We start from the raw sequence: 17,646 nt of genomic DNA, 5'->3' as shown, positions 1-17,646 counted from the left end.
GTGGTCCCCGTATGCCACAAGCTATGAAGCCTAAACTTTGAATAGGAGACACCCGTGTCAGATGCCCAGCAGATCACCCTTCTCGTCGATGGCGAAGAGACCAAGGTGACTACCGGGACAACCGGTGCGGAACTCTTCTTTGAGCGCCGCGACGTTGTTGTGGCCCGCGTTAATGGCGAGCTGAAGGACCTGGACCAGGAACTTCCGGAGGGCGCCGACGTCGAAGGCGTCACCATCGATTCCCCTGACGGGCTGAACGTGCTCCGCCACTCCACCGCCCACGTCATGGCCCAGGCCGTCCAGCAGTTGCGCCCCGACGCCAAACTCGGAATCGGCCCCTACATCACCGACGGCTTCTACTTCGACTTCGACGTCGCCGAGCCCTTCACCCCGGAGGACCTCAAGACCCTCGAGAAGATGATGCTCAAGATCGTCAACCAGAACCAGAAGTTTGTCCGCCGCGTGGTCTCCGAGGAGGAAGCCCGCGAGGCCATGAAGAACGAGCCCTACAAGCTCGAACTGCTGGGCAAGAAGAACGAGGCCGCCGAGGCAGGCGAGGGCGTCAACGTCGAGGTCGGTGCCGGCGACATCACCATCTACGACAACGTCGAGCGCAAGGAAGGGACCACCGTCTGGTGCGACCTCTGCCGCGGCCCACACCTGCCCAACACCAAACTGATCTCGAACGCCTTCGCACTCACCCGCTCCTCCTCCGCCTACTGGCTGGGAAACCAGAAGAACCAGCAGCTCCAGCGGATCTATGGCACAGCCTGGCCCACCAAGGATGCCCTCAAGGCCTACCAGGAGCGCATCGCCGAAGCCGAACGCCGCGACCACCGCAAGCTCGGCTCGGAGCTTGACCTGTTCTCCTTCCCGGACGAACTTGGCTCCGGCCTGCCGGTGTTCCACCCCAAGGGCGGCATCATCCGCAAGGAAATGGAGGACTACTCGCGGCAGCGGCACGTTGAGGCCGGCTACGAGTTCGTCTACACCCCGCACATCACCAAGGGCCACCTGTATGAGGTTTCGGGCCACTTGGACTGGTACAGGGACGGCATGTTCCCGGCCATGCACGTGGATGCCGAACTCAATGAGGACGGTACGGTGCGCAAGCCCGGCCAGGACTACTACCTGAAGCCGATGAACTGCCCCATGCACAACCTCATCTTCCGCTCCCGGGGCCGCTCCTACCGCGAACTGCCCCTGCGGCTCTTCGAGTTCGGCTCCGTTTACCGGTACGAGAAGTCCGGCGTGGTCCACGGCCTGACCCGGGTCCGCGGCATGACTCAGGACGACGCCCATATCTACTGCACCCGTGAGCAGATGAAGGACGAGCTGACCAAAACCTTGAACTTCGTCCTGGGCCTGCTCAAGGACTACGGGCTGAACGACTTCTACCTGGAGCTGTCCACCAAGGACCCCGAGAAGTACGTCGGGGAGGACGCCGCCTGGGAGGAAGCCACCAGGACCCTTGCCGAAGTGGCCCAGGAATCCGGGCTGGAACTGGTTCCGGATCCGGGTGGAGCCGCTTTCTACGGACCCAAGATTTCGGTACAGGCGAAGGATGCACTGGGGCGCACCTGGCAGATGTCCACCATCCAGCTGGACTTCAACCTCCCCGAGCGGTTCGAACTGGAGTTCCAGGCCGCGGACGGCACACGGCAGCGCCCGGTGATGATCCACCGCGCCCTGTTCGGATCGATCGAGCGGTTCATGGGTGTCCTCACCGAGCACTACGCCGGCGCCTTTCCCGCGTGGCTGGCCCCCGTGCAGGTGGTGGGCATCCCGGTTGCCGAAACGTTCAACGAGTACATGTTCGACGTCGTCGACCAGCTCAAGGCTGCGGGCATCCGTGCCGAGGTGGACACCTCCTCGGACCGGTTCCCGAAGAAGATCCGCACCGCCAGCAAGGACAAGATCCCGTTCGTGCTGATCGCCGGTGGGGATGACGCAGAGGCAGGCGCAGTCTCGTTCCGCTTCCGCGACGGAAGCCAGGACAACGGCGTGCCCGTGGCAGAGGCAGTCAAGCGGATCACGGAAGCCGTCCGGAACCGGACCAGCTAGCGGAAACGGAAAAGCACCGTGCAGGAGAACACAGGCGCAGGGTATCCAGGGGATGCCGGCGTTACCGACGACTTTGACCTCGCCGGTGTCCCGGACGCCTTCCAGCGCCTGTGGACTCCGCACCGCATGGCCTACATCAAGGGCGGGCAGCACCAGTTCAAGAACGAGAATGACTGCCCCTTCTGTGTCGGCCCCGCCAGGACCGATGAGGAAGCACTGATCGTGCACCGCGGGAAGACCTGCTACGTGGTGCTCAACCTGTTCCCGTACAACCCCGGGCACCTGCTGGTCTGCCCCTACCGCCACATTCCGGACTACACGGACCTGACAGTGGCTGAGACGGCAGAGTTCGCAGACCTTACGCAGACGGCCATGCGGGTCCTCCGGAAAGTTGCCAACCCTGGCGGCTTCAACCTGGGAATGAACCAGGGCGTGGTGGGCGGCGCAGGCATCGCCGCGCACCTGCACCAGCACATTGTTCCCCGCTGGGGCGGCGACGGGAACTTCTTCCCCATCATCGCGCAGACCAAGGCCATCACCCAGACCCTCGACGAGGTCCGCCAGCAGGTGGCAGACGCCTGGCCGGGGGAGACGGATGCTGAATAAGCACGCGCGCGGCTTTTTCACCGCGTTGTTCACTCCGCTTGCCCGCTGGCTCCTCAAGATGGGCGTTTCCCCGGACGCCGTCACTGTCATCGGCACCGCCGGAGTAGTTGTCGGTGCTTTGGTCTTCTACCCCCTGGGGCAGCTGTGGTGGGGAACGCTCTTCATCACGGCATTCATCTTCTCCGACGTCCTGGACGGCATCATGGCCAGGATGCAGGAGGTGAAAAGCCGCTGGGGAAACTTCCTTGACTCCACACTTGACAGGATCGCCGACGGAGCACTGTTCGCCGGGCTTGGCATCTGGTTCTTCACCGGCGGGGCAAACGTCCCCATCGCCGTCGCAGCCATGATCTGCCTTGTCCTGGGCATGGTGGTGTCCTACGCCAGGGCCAAGGCGGAGTCGTTGGGATTCACGGCCAACGTTGGTATCGCGGAGCGTGCGGAGCGCCTTGTTTCGGTCCTCGTGGTCACCGGATTCACTGGCGCGGGACTGCCGGAAGTGGTCCTGCTGGCCACCCTCCTGCTGCTCGCTGTGGCCAGCCTGATCACCGTGGTCCAGCGGATGCTGTCCGTCCGACGCCAGGCGCTGGCCGAGCCGTCGCCGGCGGATTAACACGAATTGAGCCGGCCGGCCGGGGTGAGACTAGTATTAGGACTGCCCGGTCAATGGATCCGGCAACCCGGTGTGTGTACAGATGGCATCTGCGTGCCGCCCTGCACCCCCGGCGAAGGTCATCTATCTACCCATAGGGGTTTTTGTGTCTACACCTGATGTAAGCAGCGAAGCCGGTTCGTCCGCGAACAGCGTCACGGGCAGCAACCGCGTCAAGCGCGGTATGGCTGAGATGCTCAAGGGCGGCGTCATCATGGACGTCGTCAACGTCGAACAGGCCCGCATCGCCGAAGACGCCGGTGCCGTTGCCGTGATGGCGCTGGAACGCGTTCCGGCCGATATCCGCGCCCAGGGCGGCGTCTCCCGCATGTCCGATCCGGACATGATCGACCAGATCATCGACGCCGTGTCCATCCCGGTGATGGCCAAGGCCCGGATCGGCCACTTCGTCGAAGCCCAGGTCCTGCAGTCCCTCGGCGTGGACTACATTGACGAGTCCGAGGTCCTCACCCCTGCGGACTACGTCAACCACATCGACAAGTGGAACTTCAAGGTTCCCTTCGTCTGCGGCGCCACCAACCTGGGTGAGGCGCTGCGCCGCATCAACGAGGGCGCGGCCATGATCCGCTCCAAGGGCGAGGCCGGCACCGGCGACGTCTCCAACGCCACCGGGCACATGCGCCAGATCCGCTCCGAGATCGCCAAGCTGGCAGCCCTGCCCGAGGACGAGCTGTACGTCGCGGCCAAGGAACTGCAGGCCCCGTACGAACTGGTCAAGGAAGTCGCCGCTGCCGGCAAGCTTCCCGTGGTGCTGTTCACCGCCGGCGGCATCGCCACCCCGGCTGATGCTGCCATGATGATGCAGCTCGGCGCTGACGGCGTATTCGTCGGCTCGGGCATCTTCAAGTCCGGCAACCCGGCCCAGCGTGCCGCCGCCGTCGTGAAGGCCACCACCTTCTTCGATGACCCCGATGTCATCGCCAAGGCCTCCCGCGGCCTGGGCGAAGCCATGGTGGGCATCAACGTCGACGAGATCCCCCAGCCCCACCGCCTCGCCGAGCGCGGCTGGTAATTTCTCTGGTTCGCGCCTGGCGGCGCTGATCCTCTGCGCGCTATTCCCCGCGTCCTGCTAAGGCCGCTTCGCGGCGAGCCGGGACGCGGGGCCCCTTTTACGCACGCTGCCGGATAACACCGTCCCTCGCCAGGGTGCGTTGGCTAAAGAAGTACGACGCCGGTTCCTCACCCTCTGCGGGTGGGGGACCGGCGTCGTTCATTTAACCCAACTGAGTAGCGCTAAGTGTCGTTTTGAGGGCTCAGAACGACACTTAGCGCTACTCAGTTGGGAGCTGTGCCGCTTTACTCGAGGCCGCGGCGCTTGAGGAGCGGCTCCAGCCTTGCGTCCCGGCCGCGGAGGATGCGGAAGGACTCGAGCGGGTCGCGGCTGTTTCCCCGGGACAGGAGCTCCTGGCGGAACCGTTCCCCGTTGGCGCGCGTCAGCCCCGCGTTTTCGGTGAACCAGTCCACCGTTTCCGCGTCCAGGACCTCGCTCCAGATGTAGGAGTAGTAGCCGGCGGCATAACCCGCGCCGGCGAACACGTGCTGAAAGTACCCGGTGCGGTACCGGGGCGGGATCAGGGCATGCGCAATGCCTGCGGCGGCCAGCGCTTTCTCCTCGAAGGCCACCGCGTCCTCGGGAATTCCCTTGCCGTCCAGGACATGCCAGGCCAGGTCGAGCAGGGCTGCGCCCAGGTACTCCGTGGTGGCAAACCCTTCACCCCACATCCGGGATTCGTTGAGCTTCTCCACAATGTCGGCCGGCAGCGGCTCACCCGTGGCGTGGTGGCGTGCGTAGTTTTCCAGGACCTCGGGCCACATGATCCACATCTCGTTGACCTGCGACGGGTATTCGACAAAGTCGCGGGGAACAGAAGTGCCGGAGAACCGTGGATAGGTCACGTTGGAAAAGAGCCCGTGCAAGGCGTGGCCGAACTCATGGAAAGTGGTGCGCAGTTCGTCAAGCGTCAGCAGCGTGGGTTCGCCGGCGGGCGGTTTGGTGATGTTCAGGTTGTTGATGACAACAGGCTTCGTACCCAGCAGCGCCGACTGTTCAACCAGGGAATTCATCCAGGCGCCACCCCGCTTGGACTCCCTGGTGTAGTAGTCGCCAAGGAACAGGCCCAGCCCTTCGCCGTCCCTGTCGCGAACTTCCCAGACCCGCACATCAGGGTGGTACCCGGACAGGTCCTCCCGTTCATGGAACGTGATGCCGTAAAGGGACGTGGCGGCAAAGAACACGCCATCGGCAAGGACCCGGTCCAGTTCGAAATAGGGACGCAAGGCCAGCTCGTCCACCGCGTATTTCTCCCGCCGGACCTTCGCCGAGTAGTACGCCCAGTCCCAGGGCTCGAGTGCATGCCCCGCCACCTCGGCAAGCTCCGCCGCTTCCCGGTCCGCGTTCCGCACCGCTGCCGGGGCCATCCGGTTGAGCATGGCCTGGACGGACTCGAAATCCGGAGCAGTCTGCCGGTCCACCACCAGTTCGGCGTAGTTGGCAAAGCCGAGCAGCGACGCCTTCTCGGCTCGAAGCCCTGCCATGGAGGTTGCGAGTTCGAGCACGTCAAGGCTGCCGCCGCCGCTGCCCCGGGCTACGGAGGCCTCGAACAGCCGACGGCGGACGTCGCGGTTTTCGAGGGCGGCCAGGGCAGGCTGGTTGCTGGGTTGGATCAGCGTCAGCAGGAACTTGCCGTCATGCCCGGCTGAGCGGGCTGCTTCCGCGGCGCCGGCAATATCCTCTGCCGGCAGGCCGGCCAGCTCCCCTGCATCGTCCAGCAGGAGCGCAGCGGCCTTCATTCCTTCCTTGACCCGCTGCCCGAACTCCGTCCCCAGCCGTGCAAGCTCGGCGTTGATGGCCTTGAGCCGTTCCCGGTCCGGTCCCTCAAGCTGGATGCCCGACTGCCGGAATTCCTTGAGGTACTCATCCACCAGCCGCACCGATTCGGCGTCGAGCCCTTCTGGTTCAATCGCTGCGAACCGCTCGAACAGCGCCCGGTTCAGGTACACCTCGTCCTGGTGCACCGAGAACAGCGGGGAAAGTTTCGTCTCAAGCCCGCGGATCACGTCAGAGGCATCGGCTGAGACCAGTGTGAAGAAGGAGGCTGCTGCCCGCTCCAGCAGCCGGCCCGACCGCTCCATCGCCAGTGCGGTGTTGTGGAACGTTGCGGGCTCGGGGTTGTCCACGATGGCCTTGATCTCCGCCAGGTGGCCGGCCAGGCCCGCGGTGATGGCTTCCTCATAATGGGCTGGCGTGATTTCGGCGAAGGGCGGCAGTCCGTACGGCAGGGGACTGGCGGCCAAAAGGGGGTTGGTCATGATGTAAAACCTTTCACAGCAGGCCACGCTTCTCAATGTGCGCCACGCCACGCGGCCGTCCCTAGAATGGCCAGTATGGGGACCATAACCGGCAGGGAACCGGTGCGCCGCCGCTCCCGGACATCCGCCATGGCGCTGGCCGTTTCGGTGCTGCTGGCAGGCGCCCTGGCGGGCTGCGGCCTGGTCGCGGAGCAGGACGGCTCCACTGCCCGGCCAGGGACTTCCGCGCCGGCCGGAGCAGGGGATGCAAGCGGGCAAGGCAGCCCGGTCCCGCCATCCACCGCAACGACTGCGCCGACGCCCACTCCCACCCCGACTCCCGGCAAGGGGCCCGGCTGCCCCGTTCTCCGGTGCACGTCGGTGCTGGTAACCGGCGACATGCTGGTCCACACCCAGCTGTGGCAGCAGGCCCAGCAGGACGCGGCGGCTGCCGGCAAGCCGGGGCTGGACTTCGTGCCGCTGCTGGAAGGCCAGCGCCGCTACATCAGGAACAGCGACCTGGCCATCTGCCACCAGGAAACACCGGTGGCCGGTCCTGATGGACCATTCTCCGCCTACCCGTCCTTCAACGTCCCGCCGCAGATCATAACGGCAGCGAAAGAGGTGGGCTACCAGGCCTGCACCACCGCCAGCAACCACACTATCGACCGCGGGACCGACGGGCTCCTCCGCACCCTGGACCACCTGGACGCCGCCGGCCTCAAGCACACAGGCTCTTACCGTACCGAGAGCGAGTCCCGCGGAATCCTCATCATGCAGACGCCCGCAGCAAAGATTGCGCTCATCCAGGCTACCTACGGACTGAACGGACTCGTTCCGGACCATCCCTGGCAGGTGGACATGCTGGATGCGCCCACGATGATCGCCAAAGCGGAGAAGGCCCGGGCCCTGGGTGCGGACATCGTCCTGGCGGCACTGCACGCGGGGGACGAATACGCCGGTGCCCCCAACATGCAGCAGCAGGAAGTGGCGCATGCCCTGGTGGACAGTGGCCAGTTCAACCTGGTGTATGGACACCACACCCATTCGGTCCTGCCCATTGAAAACTACAAGGGCACCTGGATCGTGTACGGTCTCGGCAACGGCGTCACCGAACTCTCACCGTGGTACGTGGTCAACAATGAGGGACTGCTGGTCAGGGTGCAGTTTGGGCAGGACAGCTCCGGCAAGTGGTCCGCCACCGACCTTGCGTGGGCACCGTCCGTCATAGTCCGGGATCCGTACCGCTGGTGCTCCGTGGCCTCGGACGCCCCACAGGGGCCCTGCGCCGGACCGGAAGCGGACGCCGCTACAAGGCAGCGGACCATCGGTGTGGTGGAATCCATGGGGGCTGCGGCGGCGGGAGCCCACGAGCTCCTCATCTCCCGCGAACCGTAGCCGGCGCGCAAAGGGGAGCGCCGCCGTCGTGCGTCCGTTCCTGGAGCAGGTGTGCCTAGCGCGGCCGCCGCGCCGCGTGTTCCCGGGCCAGCTCGGCGTAATGATCGTCCGGGTGGCCGGGCAGGAAGGTGCCGTACTTGCGTTCGGCTGCCGTCCGGATCAGGAAGTCGGCGATGGCAGGGTTCTTCGGCAGGAGGGATCCATGCAGGTAGCTGGCCACGATGTTGCGGTACCGGGCGCCCTCGTGGCCGTCGGTGCTGTTGTTCCCCATGCCTTTCGGGGTGGTGCCCAAAGGCCGCACGCCACTGCCCAGGGTGGTCTGTCCGCTGTGGTTCTCGTAGCCCAGCACTTCGCCGAACTCCGGAGTGGACACCTTCACATTCCCGATCAGCCGTTCGTCCGTGCCGTGGGTTTCCACGTCAAGGACGCCGATGCCGGGAATCACGGCCCCGGTCCTGGTCTTGAAGAACTTGCCGAAAAGCTGGTAGAGCCCGCAGATGACCAGCATCGGCACGCCGTCCTCGGCCAGGTCCTTCAACGCTCCGCCCCGGGACTGAAGGTCGTCCTGAATGACCAGCTGGCCGCTGTCCTGCCCGCCGCCGCCCAGGATGATATCCACGTCGTCCGGAAAAGGATCGCCCACGTTGTACTCGAGCAGCTCCGGGGTGTAGCCGTGCCAGCTGAGCCGGCGCTTCAGGACCAGCGCGTTGCCCCAGTCGCCGTATATGTTCATGTCGCGCGGATAAAGCTGCACCACGCGGACAGTGCCTTTGCCGTCTTCCACGGACCCCGCACCTGCCTGGTTCAAGAGACAACCTCCACGGTGGTGATTTTGGACAGCTCGCGGCGGATGGCCAGCATGGCTGTATAGGTACAGAAAATGCGCTTCGGCTTGCCCTGGGCTTCCCGGATGAAAGCCGCGAGGGCGGGGGCAATGTCCGGCTCGACGTTTCCGATGGGGACCTCGTCATACTGCAGGCGGAGGGCCATGTCGTAGGCCCGGGAACCGGTCAGCTGGTCCACGCCGCCCTCGCGCAGGGAATCGAATTCCACATCCCAGAGCCAGGACATGTCACGGCCGTCGGCGTAGTTGTCGTTGATGGCGATCATGGTGGCGTAACCGCCGGCGGGGAACGATTTCAGGCCGAGCCGGAATCCGCTTGGATTCTTCACCAGCACCAGGTCCAGCGGCTGGCCGTCAACGGTCAGGCTTTCGCCGCGTCCGAAGGCCGGTGCCACGTGGGACAGCGCCTCCAGCAGGGTTTCGTGGTTGGCAGTGGCGGCGCCGCTGCCGCAGATGCTCCGCGCAAGCGTCAGCGCGGCGGCCGCGTTGAAGATGTTGTAAACACCCCGAAGCTTCATGCCCGTGGTGACGGTGACGCCGTCGTATTCGAATTCAGCCGTGTCCGCGCCTACCTTGCGAAGCACGACGTCGGCCGCCGGCTTCTCCGGCAGGGTCGCCGGGGCGGGGCTGCCGGGAGCGGCGCGCATGTCGTCGTCGTTGGGGAAGGTGCTCAGGAGCGAATCGTCCAGCCCGAAATATTTGACGTCCTGGCCGGTGAGGGTCTCCGCGATCCGGGCAACCCGGGGGTCCTCCCGGTTCAAGACGACCGTTCCGGTGGTCTTGGCGGCAATGTGCTGCAGCAGCTGGGCGGTTTTGTCGATCTCGCCGAAGCGGTCCAGCTGGTCCCTGAGGACATTGAGCAGGAGGCAGTAGCGGGGCGGGACGCTGTTCACAAAGTGCACTGCGTGGGCCTCGTCGAGTTCAAGGACCGCGACGTCGGCATCCAGCCGGCCGCGCCAGTCCACCTCGCCCAGCAGTGCGGCGGCAACACCGCGGGTGAAATTGCTGCCGGTGCGGTTGGTGAAGACCTTCAAACCCTGGCTTTCCAGGAGCTCAACCACCATTTTGGTGGTGGTGGTCTTGCCGTTGGTGCCGCTGACAACCGCGACGCCATGGGGGAGCGTGGTGAGTGTCCGCCGCATGAAGCCGGGATCGATTTTTTCGACCACCAGACCGGGCAGGGCGGAACCGCCGCCCCGAAGCCGGGACACCCGGCGGACCAGCTTGCCGAGCGGAACACTGAAGGAGAGCATGTTTTGAATATATCCCAGCAACGGCATGCAACCGCTGTCGGGTGCCTTCACTTGGAACCGGTGGAAAGGCCCGTCCCCGTATGCTGGATGGATGGCAAATTCCCTTTCAGCTGATTCTGCGCGCCCTGGCGCCGGCCTGCGTATCGGTGTGCTGGCACTGCAGGGCGACTTCCGCGAGCACCTGCACGCCATCGAACTGACCGGGGCCGAGGCCGTTGGCATCCGCCGCCCGGAGGAGTTGGACGGGCTGGACGGGCTGGTCATCCCGGGCGGTGAATCCACCGCCATCGACAAGCTGGCACGTGCCTTCGACCTGGCCGAGCCGCTCAAGGAACGGATTGCCGGGGGCCTGCCGGTCTACGGCTCCTGCGCCGGCATGATCCTGTTGGCCTCTGACATTGCCGATCCCGCAACAGACCTGGCCGGCGCGCCGCAGCAGACCTTCGGCGGCCTGGACATCACCGTCCGCCGCAACGCCTTCGGCCGGCAGCGCGAGTCCTTCGAGACGGACCTGGAATTCAAGGGACTTGACTTCAGCGCAACGGAGAACGGCGTCCCGCCCGTCCATGCCGTATTCATCCGGGGGCCATGGGTGGAACGGGTGGGGACCGGCGTCGAAATCCTTGCCCAGGTGGAACCGGCCGACCCGGACCACGCGTCCCACGCGGTCCCGCTGCCCGGGACGGCTAGAATTGTTGCAGTGCGTTCCGGCCACCTGCTGGCCACCTCCTTCCACCCGGAAGTGACCGGTGAGAAACGCATCCATGAACTTTTTATCCGCATGATCAGAGGAGAAGCGTAAAGCATGTCAGGCCACTCCAAATGGGCGACGACCAAGCACAAGAAGGCGATCATTGACAGCCGCCGCGCCAAGTCGTTCGCCAAGCTGATCAAGAACATCGAAGTTGCCGCGCGGATGGGCGGGCCGGACCTGGCCGGCAACCCGGGCCTGGAACTGGCGGTCACCAAAGCCAAGAAGACCTCCGTGCCCAACGACAACATCGACCGCGCCATCAAGCGCGGTGCCGGCCTCACCGGCGAAGTGGTGGACTACACCGAGATCATGTACGAAGCCCGGGGCCCGCAGGGTTCCGCGCTGCTGATCGAGTGCCTCACCGACAACAAGAACCGCGCCGCCTCCGAGGTCCGACTGGCGATTTCCCGCAACGGCGGCACCATCGCCGACCCTGGTTCCGTGAGCTACCTCTTCACCCGGAAGGGCGTTGTCAACCTGCCCAAGAACGGCCTCAGCGAGGACGACGTCCTGATGGCAGTCCTGGACGCGGGCGCGGAGGAAGTCAAGGACAACGGCGACACCTTCGAGATCCACTCGGAACCGGGCGATCTTCCCGCCATCCGCGAGGCACTCAAGGAAGCCGGCATCGAGTATGACACCGACGAGGTGGAGTTCGTCCCCTCCATGCAGGTGGAGCTCGACGTCGACGGCGCACGCAAGTTCCTGAAGCTCGCGGACGCACTGGAGGACCTCGACGACGTCCAGAACGTCTACAGCAACGCCGACCTCAGCGACGACGTCCAGGCCGCCCTGGAATCTGAGTGACGCACCTGCCGCCCGCCGGACCAGCGCAGCCGTGACGCTGCGCGTCCTCGGGGTGGACCCCGGACTGACCCGCTGCGGGATCGGCGTGGTGGACGTGGAGCGGAACCGGCGGGCAACCATGGTGGCTGTCGGCGTCGTGGGGACCTCGCCGGAGGAGTCGCTCGACCAGCGGCTCCTGCTGATTGCCTGCTCCATCGACGAATGGCTGGACCGCTACGAACCGCAGGTCCTCGCCGTCGAACGCGTCTTCTCCCAGCTGAACGTCAGCACGGTGATGGGCGTGGCCCAGGCGTCCGGGGTGGTCATTGCCGCCGCCGCACGCCGCGGGATTCCGGTTGCCCTGCACACGCCCTCGGAGGTCAAGGCGGCCGTGACCGGCAGCGGATCCTCGAACAAGGACGCCGTGACCAAGCTGGTCACCAAGATCCTGCGCCTGGACGCCCCGCCGCGTCCGGCGGATGCCGCTGACGCCCTGGCCCTGGCCATCACCCATGCATGGCGGGCAGGCAGCGGCGCCGCTGTCGCCACCACAGGTCCGGGCAATTCGTCCCTGACGCCGGCGCAGCGTGCCTGGGCCGAGGCGGAGGCAAAGGCGCGCCGCGCGCGCTGATTGTCCTGGCTGCTTGCTAGGGTATTCGTAAATATGTTCGGATAGCCGGTTCTGCTGCCCTGTGGACCCGGCAGTACACCAGGAGCCCGGCCTTGATCAGTTTCCTTCGCGGAACGGTAGCGCACGTGGGTCTTTCCACTGCGGTGATTGACCTTAACGGTGCAGGGATGAGCGTCAACGCCACCCCACAGACCCTGAGCGGGCTGCGCACCGGGGAAGAAGGCCAGCTCTTCACCTCCCTGATTGTGCGGGAGGACTCACTGACTCTTTTCGGCTTCGCGTCCGACGACGAGCGTGAAGTTTTCGACGTCCTGCTCAGTGTCAGCGGTGTGGGTCCCCGGCTGGCACTTGCGGTCCTTGCAGTGCACGATCCCGAGGCCATTCGGGTCGCGGCGCACACCGGCGACAGCAAGACCTTCACCAAGGTGCCGGGGATCGGGCCCAAGGTTGCAGGGAGGATCGTGCTTGAGCTCGCTGGAAAGCTGGTGCCCCAGGGCACGGCAGGTACCGCTGCCGCACCCACCGCGGCCGAAGCCTCCTGGAAGCCCCAGGTGGTCGCCGCCATGACCAGCCTGGGCTGGTCGGAAAAGGACGCGTCCGCCAGCATTGACAAGGCCTTGGCAGACGAGCCCGAGGTCTCCTTCCGCGGCAACGTCCCCGAAATCCTGCGGACCACCCTGCGGTGGCTCGGCCAGGACGGGGCCCGGGCGGGCAACCGCGTAGGCAGCCGTGGCTGAACCGTCCCTGGTGGCCGCCGGCGAAGAGCCGGAGGAACGTGCCATCGAGGCTGCGCTCCGGCCCAAAAACCTGGACGACTTCGTGGGCCAGCACCGGGTGCGCAAGCAGTTGTCCCTGGTGCTCAAGGCGTCCAGGATGCGCGGCCGCAGCGCCGACCACGTACTTTTCTCCGGCCCGCCTGGCCTGGGCAAGACCACCCTGGCCATGATCGTGGCCGCAGAGATGAACGCACCGCTTCGGATCAGCAGCGGACCCGCCATCCAGCACGCGGGTGACCTCGCCGCCATTCTTTCCTCCCTTTCCGAAGGTGAGGTCCTGTTCCTGGACGAAATCCACCGAATGTCCCGGCCGGCAGAAGAAATGCTGTACATGGCCATGGAGGACTTCCGGGTGGACATCGTGGTAGGCAAGGGAGCCGGCGCCACGGCCATTCCCTTGGAGCTGCCGCCTTTCACCCTGGTCGGTGCCACTACACGCGCGGGGCTGCTGCCCGGCCCGCTGCGCGACAGGTTCGGGTTCACCGGCCACCTGGAGTTCTATTCCGTGCCGGAACTTGAACTCGTCCTGCGGCGCTCGGCCGGGCTGCTGGACCTCAAGGTCAATTCCGCGGGTTTCACTGAAATCGCAGGACGTTCGCGCGGTACCCCCCGTATCGCCAACCGGCTGCTGCGGCGCGTCCGGGACTGGGCCCTGGTCCACGACATCGAACAGATCGATGCCAGGGCAGCCTCTGCCGCCCTGGATATGTATGAAGTGGATAAGAAAGGCCTGGACCGCCTGGACCGCGCCGTCCTGGAGGCGCTCATCACCAAGTTCGGCGGCGGTCCGGTGGGGCTGGCAACCCTGGCCATCGCCGTCGGCGAAGAAACCGAGACTGTGGAGACCGTAGCGGAGCCGTTCCTTGTCCGCGAAGGCCTGCTGGGGCGCACCCCGCGCGGCAGGATCGCGATGGCACCGGCCTGGACGCACCTCGGCTACTCCATACCTTCGGGGGTCTTTGCGCAGGAGCAGCTGGACCTCTTCGAGCCCGCCGGGGAAGAGGACGGTCCGGCAGGGGACTGGACCCCTGCAAGCCAATAGCAGGATGTCTTCAGCTTTTCCCTTTAGACTGGTATGACGCTCGGCACGTACGGGTCTTTGTTTCGCGGGCCGCACAACTGCTTCCCGCCCCGCTGGGGACGGAAACCGGCAGGCTTCTGCCTGCCCGGCAGTCCTGCCCCGCCGGACCAAAGCCCCTGTTGCCGCCAATTCAGCTAGGCAAATAAAGGACGGAATTCCCCTTGGATCCAATGTCAATTCTCCTGTTCGTCATGCTCGGTGTGTTCATCTTCATGATGTTCCGCCGCAACAAGAAGACGCAGCAGCAGCAGGCGGAACTCCAGTCGAAGTTCGGCCCGGGCGTCGAAGTCATGACCAGCTTCGGCCTCTTCGGCCGGATTGTGGACATGGACGAAGCCGAGAACAAGGTCACCCTTGAGCTTTCCCCCGGCAACCTCGCCACGGTCCACCGCCAGGCTGTCACCAAGATCGTTGAACCCGCTGCCGTGCCGGAGGCTGCTGCCCCGGCCGTTCCCGATGACGCCTCCTCCATCACCGGCCAGGGTGTCACGGCACAGGAACCGGCTGCCCCCGCCCAGCCGGCGGAAACCGCAGAGACGCAGGACGAGACCCTGAAGCGCCTCAACGATGAGGGCAAGAAGGACAGCTAGTCCCGCAACCGCTTTTCAACCTCTACCGCTGCGGACCGCCGCCGGTGCAAGCATCAGCAGGCACCGGCGGTTCCTCCGTGAATAAGAGAAAGATCCACAATGGCACGAACTGGCCCCAAGAAACCAGGCCTCCGGGTCCTGGTCTGGCTCGGTGTAATCCTCGCCGCGCTCACCGCTGTGCTGGCCGGCGGCACCCTCGCCGGGCAGGCAAGCTGGGCTCCCAAACTGGCCCTGGACCTCGAGGGCGGTACCCAGATGATCCTGGCGCCCAAGGTCGAGGGCGGTTCGGACATCAACGAGGAACAGCTCAACCAGGCTGTGGCGATCATCCGGCAGCGCGTTGACGGTTCCGGCGTTGCCGAAGCCGAGATCAGTACCCAGTCCGGGCGCAACGTGGTGGTCAGCCTTCCCGGCACCCCCTCCAGCCAGACCCGGGACCTGATCCAGGCCTCGGCGGACATGAACTTCCGGCCCGTCCTGCTTACCGCAGCCGGCGCACCCGTTCCTGAGGACCAGCGCGCACCCGAAGACCAGCTGCCCAAGCCGACGGCGGAGCCCGCCAACAGCAGCGACACCAACTGGATCACCCCCGAGATTTACCGCCAGTTCGAAGCGCTGGATTGCGAGAACCCCGCCCAGGACGAACAGGAGCGCTCCGATCCAGCCAAGCCGCTGGTCACCTGTGAGCCTGCCACGGACACAAACCCCGCCATCAAGTACATCCTCGGTCCCGTGGAGGTCAAGGGCAGCAACATCGTCACGTCCTCCTTCCAGCTCCAGCAGGGTGCCCAGGGTGCCGTCACGAACGACTGGGCCGTCAACATCCAGTTCGACGACGAAGGCACGGCCAAGTTCAAGGAAGTCACCGAGCGCCTGAACCAGTTTTATGTTGCAGCCGGCGGCGACGCAGGCAACGACCCCAAAGCCCAGTTCGCCATTGTGCTGGACGACCAGGTCATCTCTGCTCCCCGCTCCCTTGCTGTCATCACCGACGGCCGGCCGCAGATCACCGGCGGCTTCACGGAACAGAGTGCAAAGGCTCTGTCAGACCAGCTCCGGTTCGGCGCCCTGCCCATCAGCTTCGAGATCCAGAGCGAGCAGCAGATATCCGCCACCCTGGGTGGCGAGCAGCTGCGCATGGGCCTCCTGGCAGGCGTCATTGGACTCCTGCTCGTGGTGGTGTACTCGCTGTTCCAGTACCGGGCCCTGGGATTCGTGACCATTGCCTCCCTGGTGGTGGCCGGCGTCCTGACGTATCTCGCCATCGCCATCCTGGGCTGGACAGAGAACTACCGGCTGTCCCTCGCCGGTGTGGCGGGCATCATCGTGGCCATCGGCCAGACCGCGGACTCGTTCATCGTCTACTTCGAGCGGATCCGTGACGAACTCCGCGAGGGCCGCGGCCTGGTCTCCGCCGTCGAAAATGGCTGGAAGCGTGCCAAGCGGACAGTCCTGGCATCCAAGGCCGTCAACCTGCTGGCCGCACTGGTTCTGTACTTCGTCGCAGTCGGCAACGTCCGCGGCTTTGCCTTTACGCTGGGCCTGACGGCCATCGCCGACCTCATCGTCGTCTTCATGTTCACCCACCCCACGCTGCAGCTTCTGGCACGCACCAGGTTCTTTGGCGAGGGACATCCGCTGTCCGGCCTTGACCCCAAGCGACTCGGCGCCGTTCCGCTCTACCGCGGCGCCGGCCGGATCCGGACCCCCGAGGACAAGCCGGCCGCAGTCCGCGCCAAGAATGCCGGCGCGGCAGCAGAGGCCGAGCGCAGGATGACCATCGCCGAACGCCGGATGGCGGAAAAGCAGGAGCAGCTCGCGGGCTCCTCGAAGTCCTCAGCGAAGGAGAACAAGTAATGTCAAGCTTCGCCAACTTCGGCAACGAGCTCTACACCGGAAAGCGGTCCTACAACTTCGTGGGCGCCAAGAAAATCTGGTTCATCATCGCGGCGGTGGGCGTCGCCCTCTCCATCATCATTCCCGTGGCCAAGGGCGGGTTCAACCTGGGTATCGAGTTCCGCGGCGGGTCAGAATTCACAGTCTCCAACGTTCAGACCACAGACGCTGCCCTGGGGGAGAAGGCTGTCACGGACGTTGTTCCCGGCAGCGTGCCCAGGGTGGCCAACGTGGCCGGAACCACCATGCGGATCCAGACGGACAAGCTCACCGACGATGAAACGCTCCGCATCAAAGAAGGCCTCACCAGCGCTTACGGCGTCACCGACGACGAGGTGACCTCCACCTTCGTGGGGCCGACATGGGGTGCCGATGTCACCAAGCAAGCACTGATCGGCCTGGTGATCTTCGTACTCCTCGCGGCTGTCCTGATGGCGCTGTACTTCCGCACGTGGAAGATGTCGCTCTCAGCCATCGCAGGCATGGCGGTCACGATGTTCATCACCGCCGGCGTCTATGCCCTCAGCGACTTCGAAGTCACTCCGTCCGCCATCATCGGGTTCCTGACCGTCCTCAGCTACTCGCTGTACGACACCGTGGTGGTCTTCGACAAGATCCGGGAGAACACCGCGGACCTGGACGCGTCCACCCGCCGGACCTTCGCGGAGGAAGTGAACCTTGCCGTGAACCAGACCCTGGTCCGGTCCATCAACACCATGATGGTGGCCATCCTCCCGGTTGGCGCCATCCTGTTCATCGGTGCCGGCCTCCTCGGCGCCGGGACGCTGCGCGACCTGTCGCTTGCCCTGTTCGTGGGAATCCTCATCGGCACGGCCGCCACGATCTTCGTGGCAGCTCCAATGTATGCCTGGCTGCGGCAGAATGAGCCGGACCTTGTCAGGCAGGCCAAGCGGGTTGAACACCGGCGTGCCGCTGCGGGACAATCCACCGCCGGACGGGCCGCCGCGGAACCGGCCCAGGCCTAAGCGCCAGTTCGGGCCGGACA

Annotated in this window: 16 protein-coding genes; 13 read left to right on the top strand and 3 right to left on the bottom strand. The window is 65.3% G+C overall.

Features of this window, described 5'->3' with window-relative positions:
* Positions 1-54 precede the first annotated feature (54 nt).
* The 4 genes from thrS to pdxS all read left to right on the top strand — a co-directional run bounded on the left by thrS (position 55) and on the right by pdxS (position 4,355).
* On the top strand, positions 55-2,064 hold the full coding sequence (gene thrS, locus ASPHE3_RS10100) for a threonine--tRNA ligase (RefSeq protein WP_013601128.1): 2,010 nt from the start codon (positions 55-57) through the stop codon (positions 2,062-2,064).
* A gap of 18 nt (positions 2,065-2,082) precedes the next feature.
* Positions 2,083-2,670, top strand: a complete 588-nt coding sequence (locus tag ASPHE3_RS10095; RefSeq protein WP_013601127.1) for an HIT family protein — start codon at positions 2,083-2,085, stop codon at positions 2,668-2,670.
* Positions 2,660-3,283, top strand: a complete 624-nt coding sequence (gene pgsA, locus ASPHE3_RS10090; protein ID WP_013601126.1) for a phosphatidylinositol phosphate synthase — start codon at positions 2,660-2,662, stop codon at positions 3,281-3,283. The genes ASPHE3_RS10095 and pgsA overlap by 11 nt, the downstream gene beginning before the upstream one ends.
* Before the next feature lie 145 nt (positions 3,284-3,428).
* Positions 3,429-4,355 (top strand): pyridoxal 5'-phosphate synthase lyase subunit PdxS, encoded by a 927-nt coding sequence (gene pdxS / locus ASPHE3_RS10085; RefSeq protein WP_041652076.1) that lies wholly within the window; start codon positions 3,429-3,431, stop codon positions 4,353-4,355.
* Positions 4,356-4,639: 284 nt separating this feature from the next.
* On the opposite strand, the gene ASPHE3_RS10080 is transcribed toward pdxS, so the two are convergent.
* Entirely contained in the window at positions 4,640-6,652 is a 2,013-nt protein-coding gene (locus ASPHE3_RS10080) for a M3 family metallopeptidase (protein ID WP_013601124.1), read from the bottom strand.
* 75 nt (positions 6,653-6,727) lie between these two features.
* Between ASPHE3_RS10080 and ASPHE3_RS10075 the strand changes: the two genes are divergently transcribed.
* Positions 6,728-8,029, top strand: coding sequence for a CapA family protein (locus ASPHE3_RS10075; RefSeq protein WP_013601123.1), 1,302 nt, complete (start codon positions 6,728-6,730; stop codon positions 8,027-8,029).
* 55 nt (positions 8,030-8,084) lie between these two features.
* Here ASPHE3_RS10075 and ASPHE3_RS10070 read toward each other — a convergent pair whose 3' ends face one another.
* Positions 8,085-8,837 carry a type 1 glutamine amidotransferase gene (locus ASPHE3_RS10070; RefSeq protein ID WP_013601122.1) on the bottom strand — a complete coding sequence of 251 codons (753 nt, stop codon included), beginning with the start codon at positions 8,835-8,837 and terminating at the stop codon, positions 8,085-8,087.
* Positions 8,834-10,126, bottom strand: a complete 1,293-nt coding sequence (locus ASPHE3_RS10065) for a Mur ligase family protein (protein WP_174266593.1) — start codon at positions 10,124-10,126, stop codon at positions 8,834-8,836. Before ASPHE3_RS10065 ends, ASPHE3_RS10070 begins: the two co-directional genes overlap by 4 nt.
* 91 nt (positions 10,127-10,217) lie before the next feature.
* Here ASPHE3_RS10065 and pdxT point away from each other — a divergent pair, with 91 nt between their 5' ends.
* From pdxT to secF, 8 genes are all read left to right on the top strand, one after another.
* Positions 10,218-10,928, top strand: a complete 711-nt coding sequence (gene pdxT / locus ASPHE3_RS10060; protein ID WP_013601120.1) for a pyridoxal 5'-phosphate synthase glutaminase subunit PdxT — start codon at positions 10,218-10,220, stop codon at positions 10,926-10,928.
* Between the two features lie 3 nt (positions 10,929-10,931).
* The gene (locus ASPHE3_RS10055; RefSeq protein ID WP_013601119.1) at positions 10,932-11,687 is read left to right on the top strand and encodes a YebC/PmpR family DNA-binding transcriptional regulator; all 756 of its coding nucleotides are present in this window, start codon (positions 10,932-10,934) and stop codon (positions 11,685-11,687) included.
* A 31-nt stretch (positions 11,688-11,718) separates the two neighbouring features.
* The gene (gene ruvC, locus ASPHE3_RS10050) at positions 11,719-12,297 is read left to right on the top strand and encodes a crossover junction endodeoxyribonuclease RuvC (protein WP_013601118.1); all 579 of its coding nucleotides are present in this window, start codon (positions 11,719-11,721) and stop codon (positions 12,295-12,297) included.
* A gap of 92 nt (positions 12,298-12,389) precedes the next feature.
* The gene (gene ruvA, locus ASPHE3_RS10045) at positions 12,390-13,034 is read left to right on the top strand and encodes a Holliday junction branch migration protein RuvA (RefSeq protein ID WP_013601117.1); all 645 of its coding nucleotides are present in this window, start codon (positions 12,390-12,392) and stop codon (positions 13,032-13,034) included.
* A complete protein-coding gene (gene ruvB / locus ASPHE3_RS10040) occupies positions 13,027-14,115 on the top strand; it encodes a Holliday junction branch migration DNA helicase RuvB (RefSeq protein ID WP_013601116.1) in 1,089 nt (362 codons plus the stop codon). The genes ruvA and ruvB overlap by 8 nt, the downstream gene beginning before the upstream one ends.
* Before the next feature lie 209 nt (positions 14,116-14,324).
* The gene (gene yajC / locus ASPHE3_RS10035; protein WP_013601115.1) at positions 14,325-14,744 is read left to right on the top strand and encodes a preprotein translocase subunit YajC; all 420 of its coding nucleotides are present in this window, start codon (positions 14,325-14,327) and stop codon (positions 14,742-14,744) included.
* Positions 14,745-14,843: 99 nt separating this feature from the next.
* Positions 14,844-16,601 carry a protein translocase subunit SecD gene (gene secD / locus ASPHE3_RS10030; protein WP_013601114.1) on the top strand — a complete coding sequence of 586 codons (1,758 nt, stop codon included), beginning with the start codon at positions 14,844-14,846 and terminating at the stop codon, positions 16,599-16,601.
* A complete protein-coding gene (gene secF / locus ASPHE3_RS10025) occupies positions 16,601-17,626 on the top strand; it encodes a protein translocase subunit SecF (protein ID WP_013601113.1) in 1,026 nt (341 codons plus the stop codon). Before secD ends, secF begins: the two co-directional genes overlap by 1 nt.
* Positions 17,627-17,646: the final 20 nt, after the last annotated feature.

Source organism: Pseudarthrobacter phenanthrenivorans Sphe3, from assembly GCF_000189535.1.
Lineage (GTDB): Bacteria > Actinomycetota > Actinomycetes > Actinomycetales > Micrococcaceae > Arthrobacter > Arthrobacter phenanthrenivorans.
This window is presented reverse-complemented; position numbering and strand designations above follow the sequence as displayed.

Coding starts and splice junctions, on each gene's coding strand:
- yajC (WP_013601115.1), top strand. CDS start 14,325: ATGTCAATTCTCCTGTTCGTCATGCTCGGTGTGTTCATCTTCATGATG.
- secF (WP_013601113.1), top strand. CDS start 16,601: ATGTCAAGCTTCGCCAACTTCGGCAACGAGCTCTACACCGGAAAGCGG.
- ASPHE3_RS10055 (WP_013601119.1), top strand. CDS start 10,932: ATGTCAGGCCACTCCAAATGGGCGACGACCAAGCACAAGAAGGCGATC.
- ASPHE3_RS10065 (WP_174266593.1), bottom strand. CDS start 10,126: ATGCTCTCCTTCAGTGTTCCGCTCGGCAAGCTGGTCCGCCGGGTGTCC.
- ASPHE3_RS10080 (WP_013601124.1), bottom strand. CDS start 6,652: ATGACCAACCCCCTTTTGGCCGCCAGTCCCCTGCCGTACGGACTGCCG.
- ASPHE3_RS10075 (WP_013601123.1), top strand. CDS start 6,728: ATGGGGACCATAACCGGCAGGGAACCGGTGCGCCGCCGCTCCCGGACA.
- pdxT (WP_013601120.1), top strand. CDS start 10,218: ATGGCAAATTCCCTTTCAGCTGATTCTGCGCGCCCTGGCGCCGGCCTG.
- pgsA (WP_013601126.1), top strand. CDS start 2,660: ATGCTGAATAAGCACGCGCGCGGCTTTTTCACCGCGTTGTTCACTCCG.
- secD (WP_013601114.1), top strand. CDS start 14,844: ATGGCACGAACTGGCCCCAAGAAACCAGGCCTCCGGGTCCTGGTCTGG.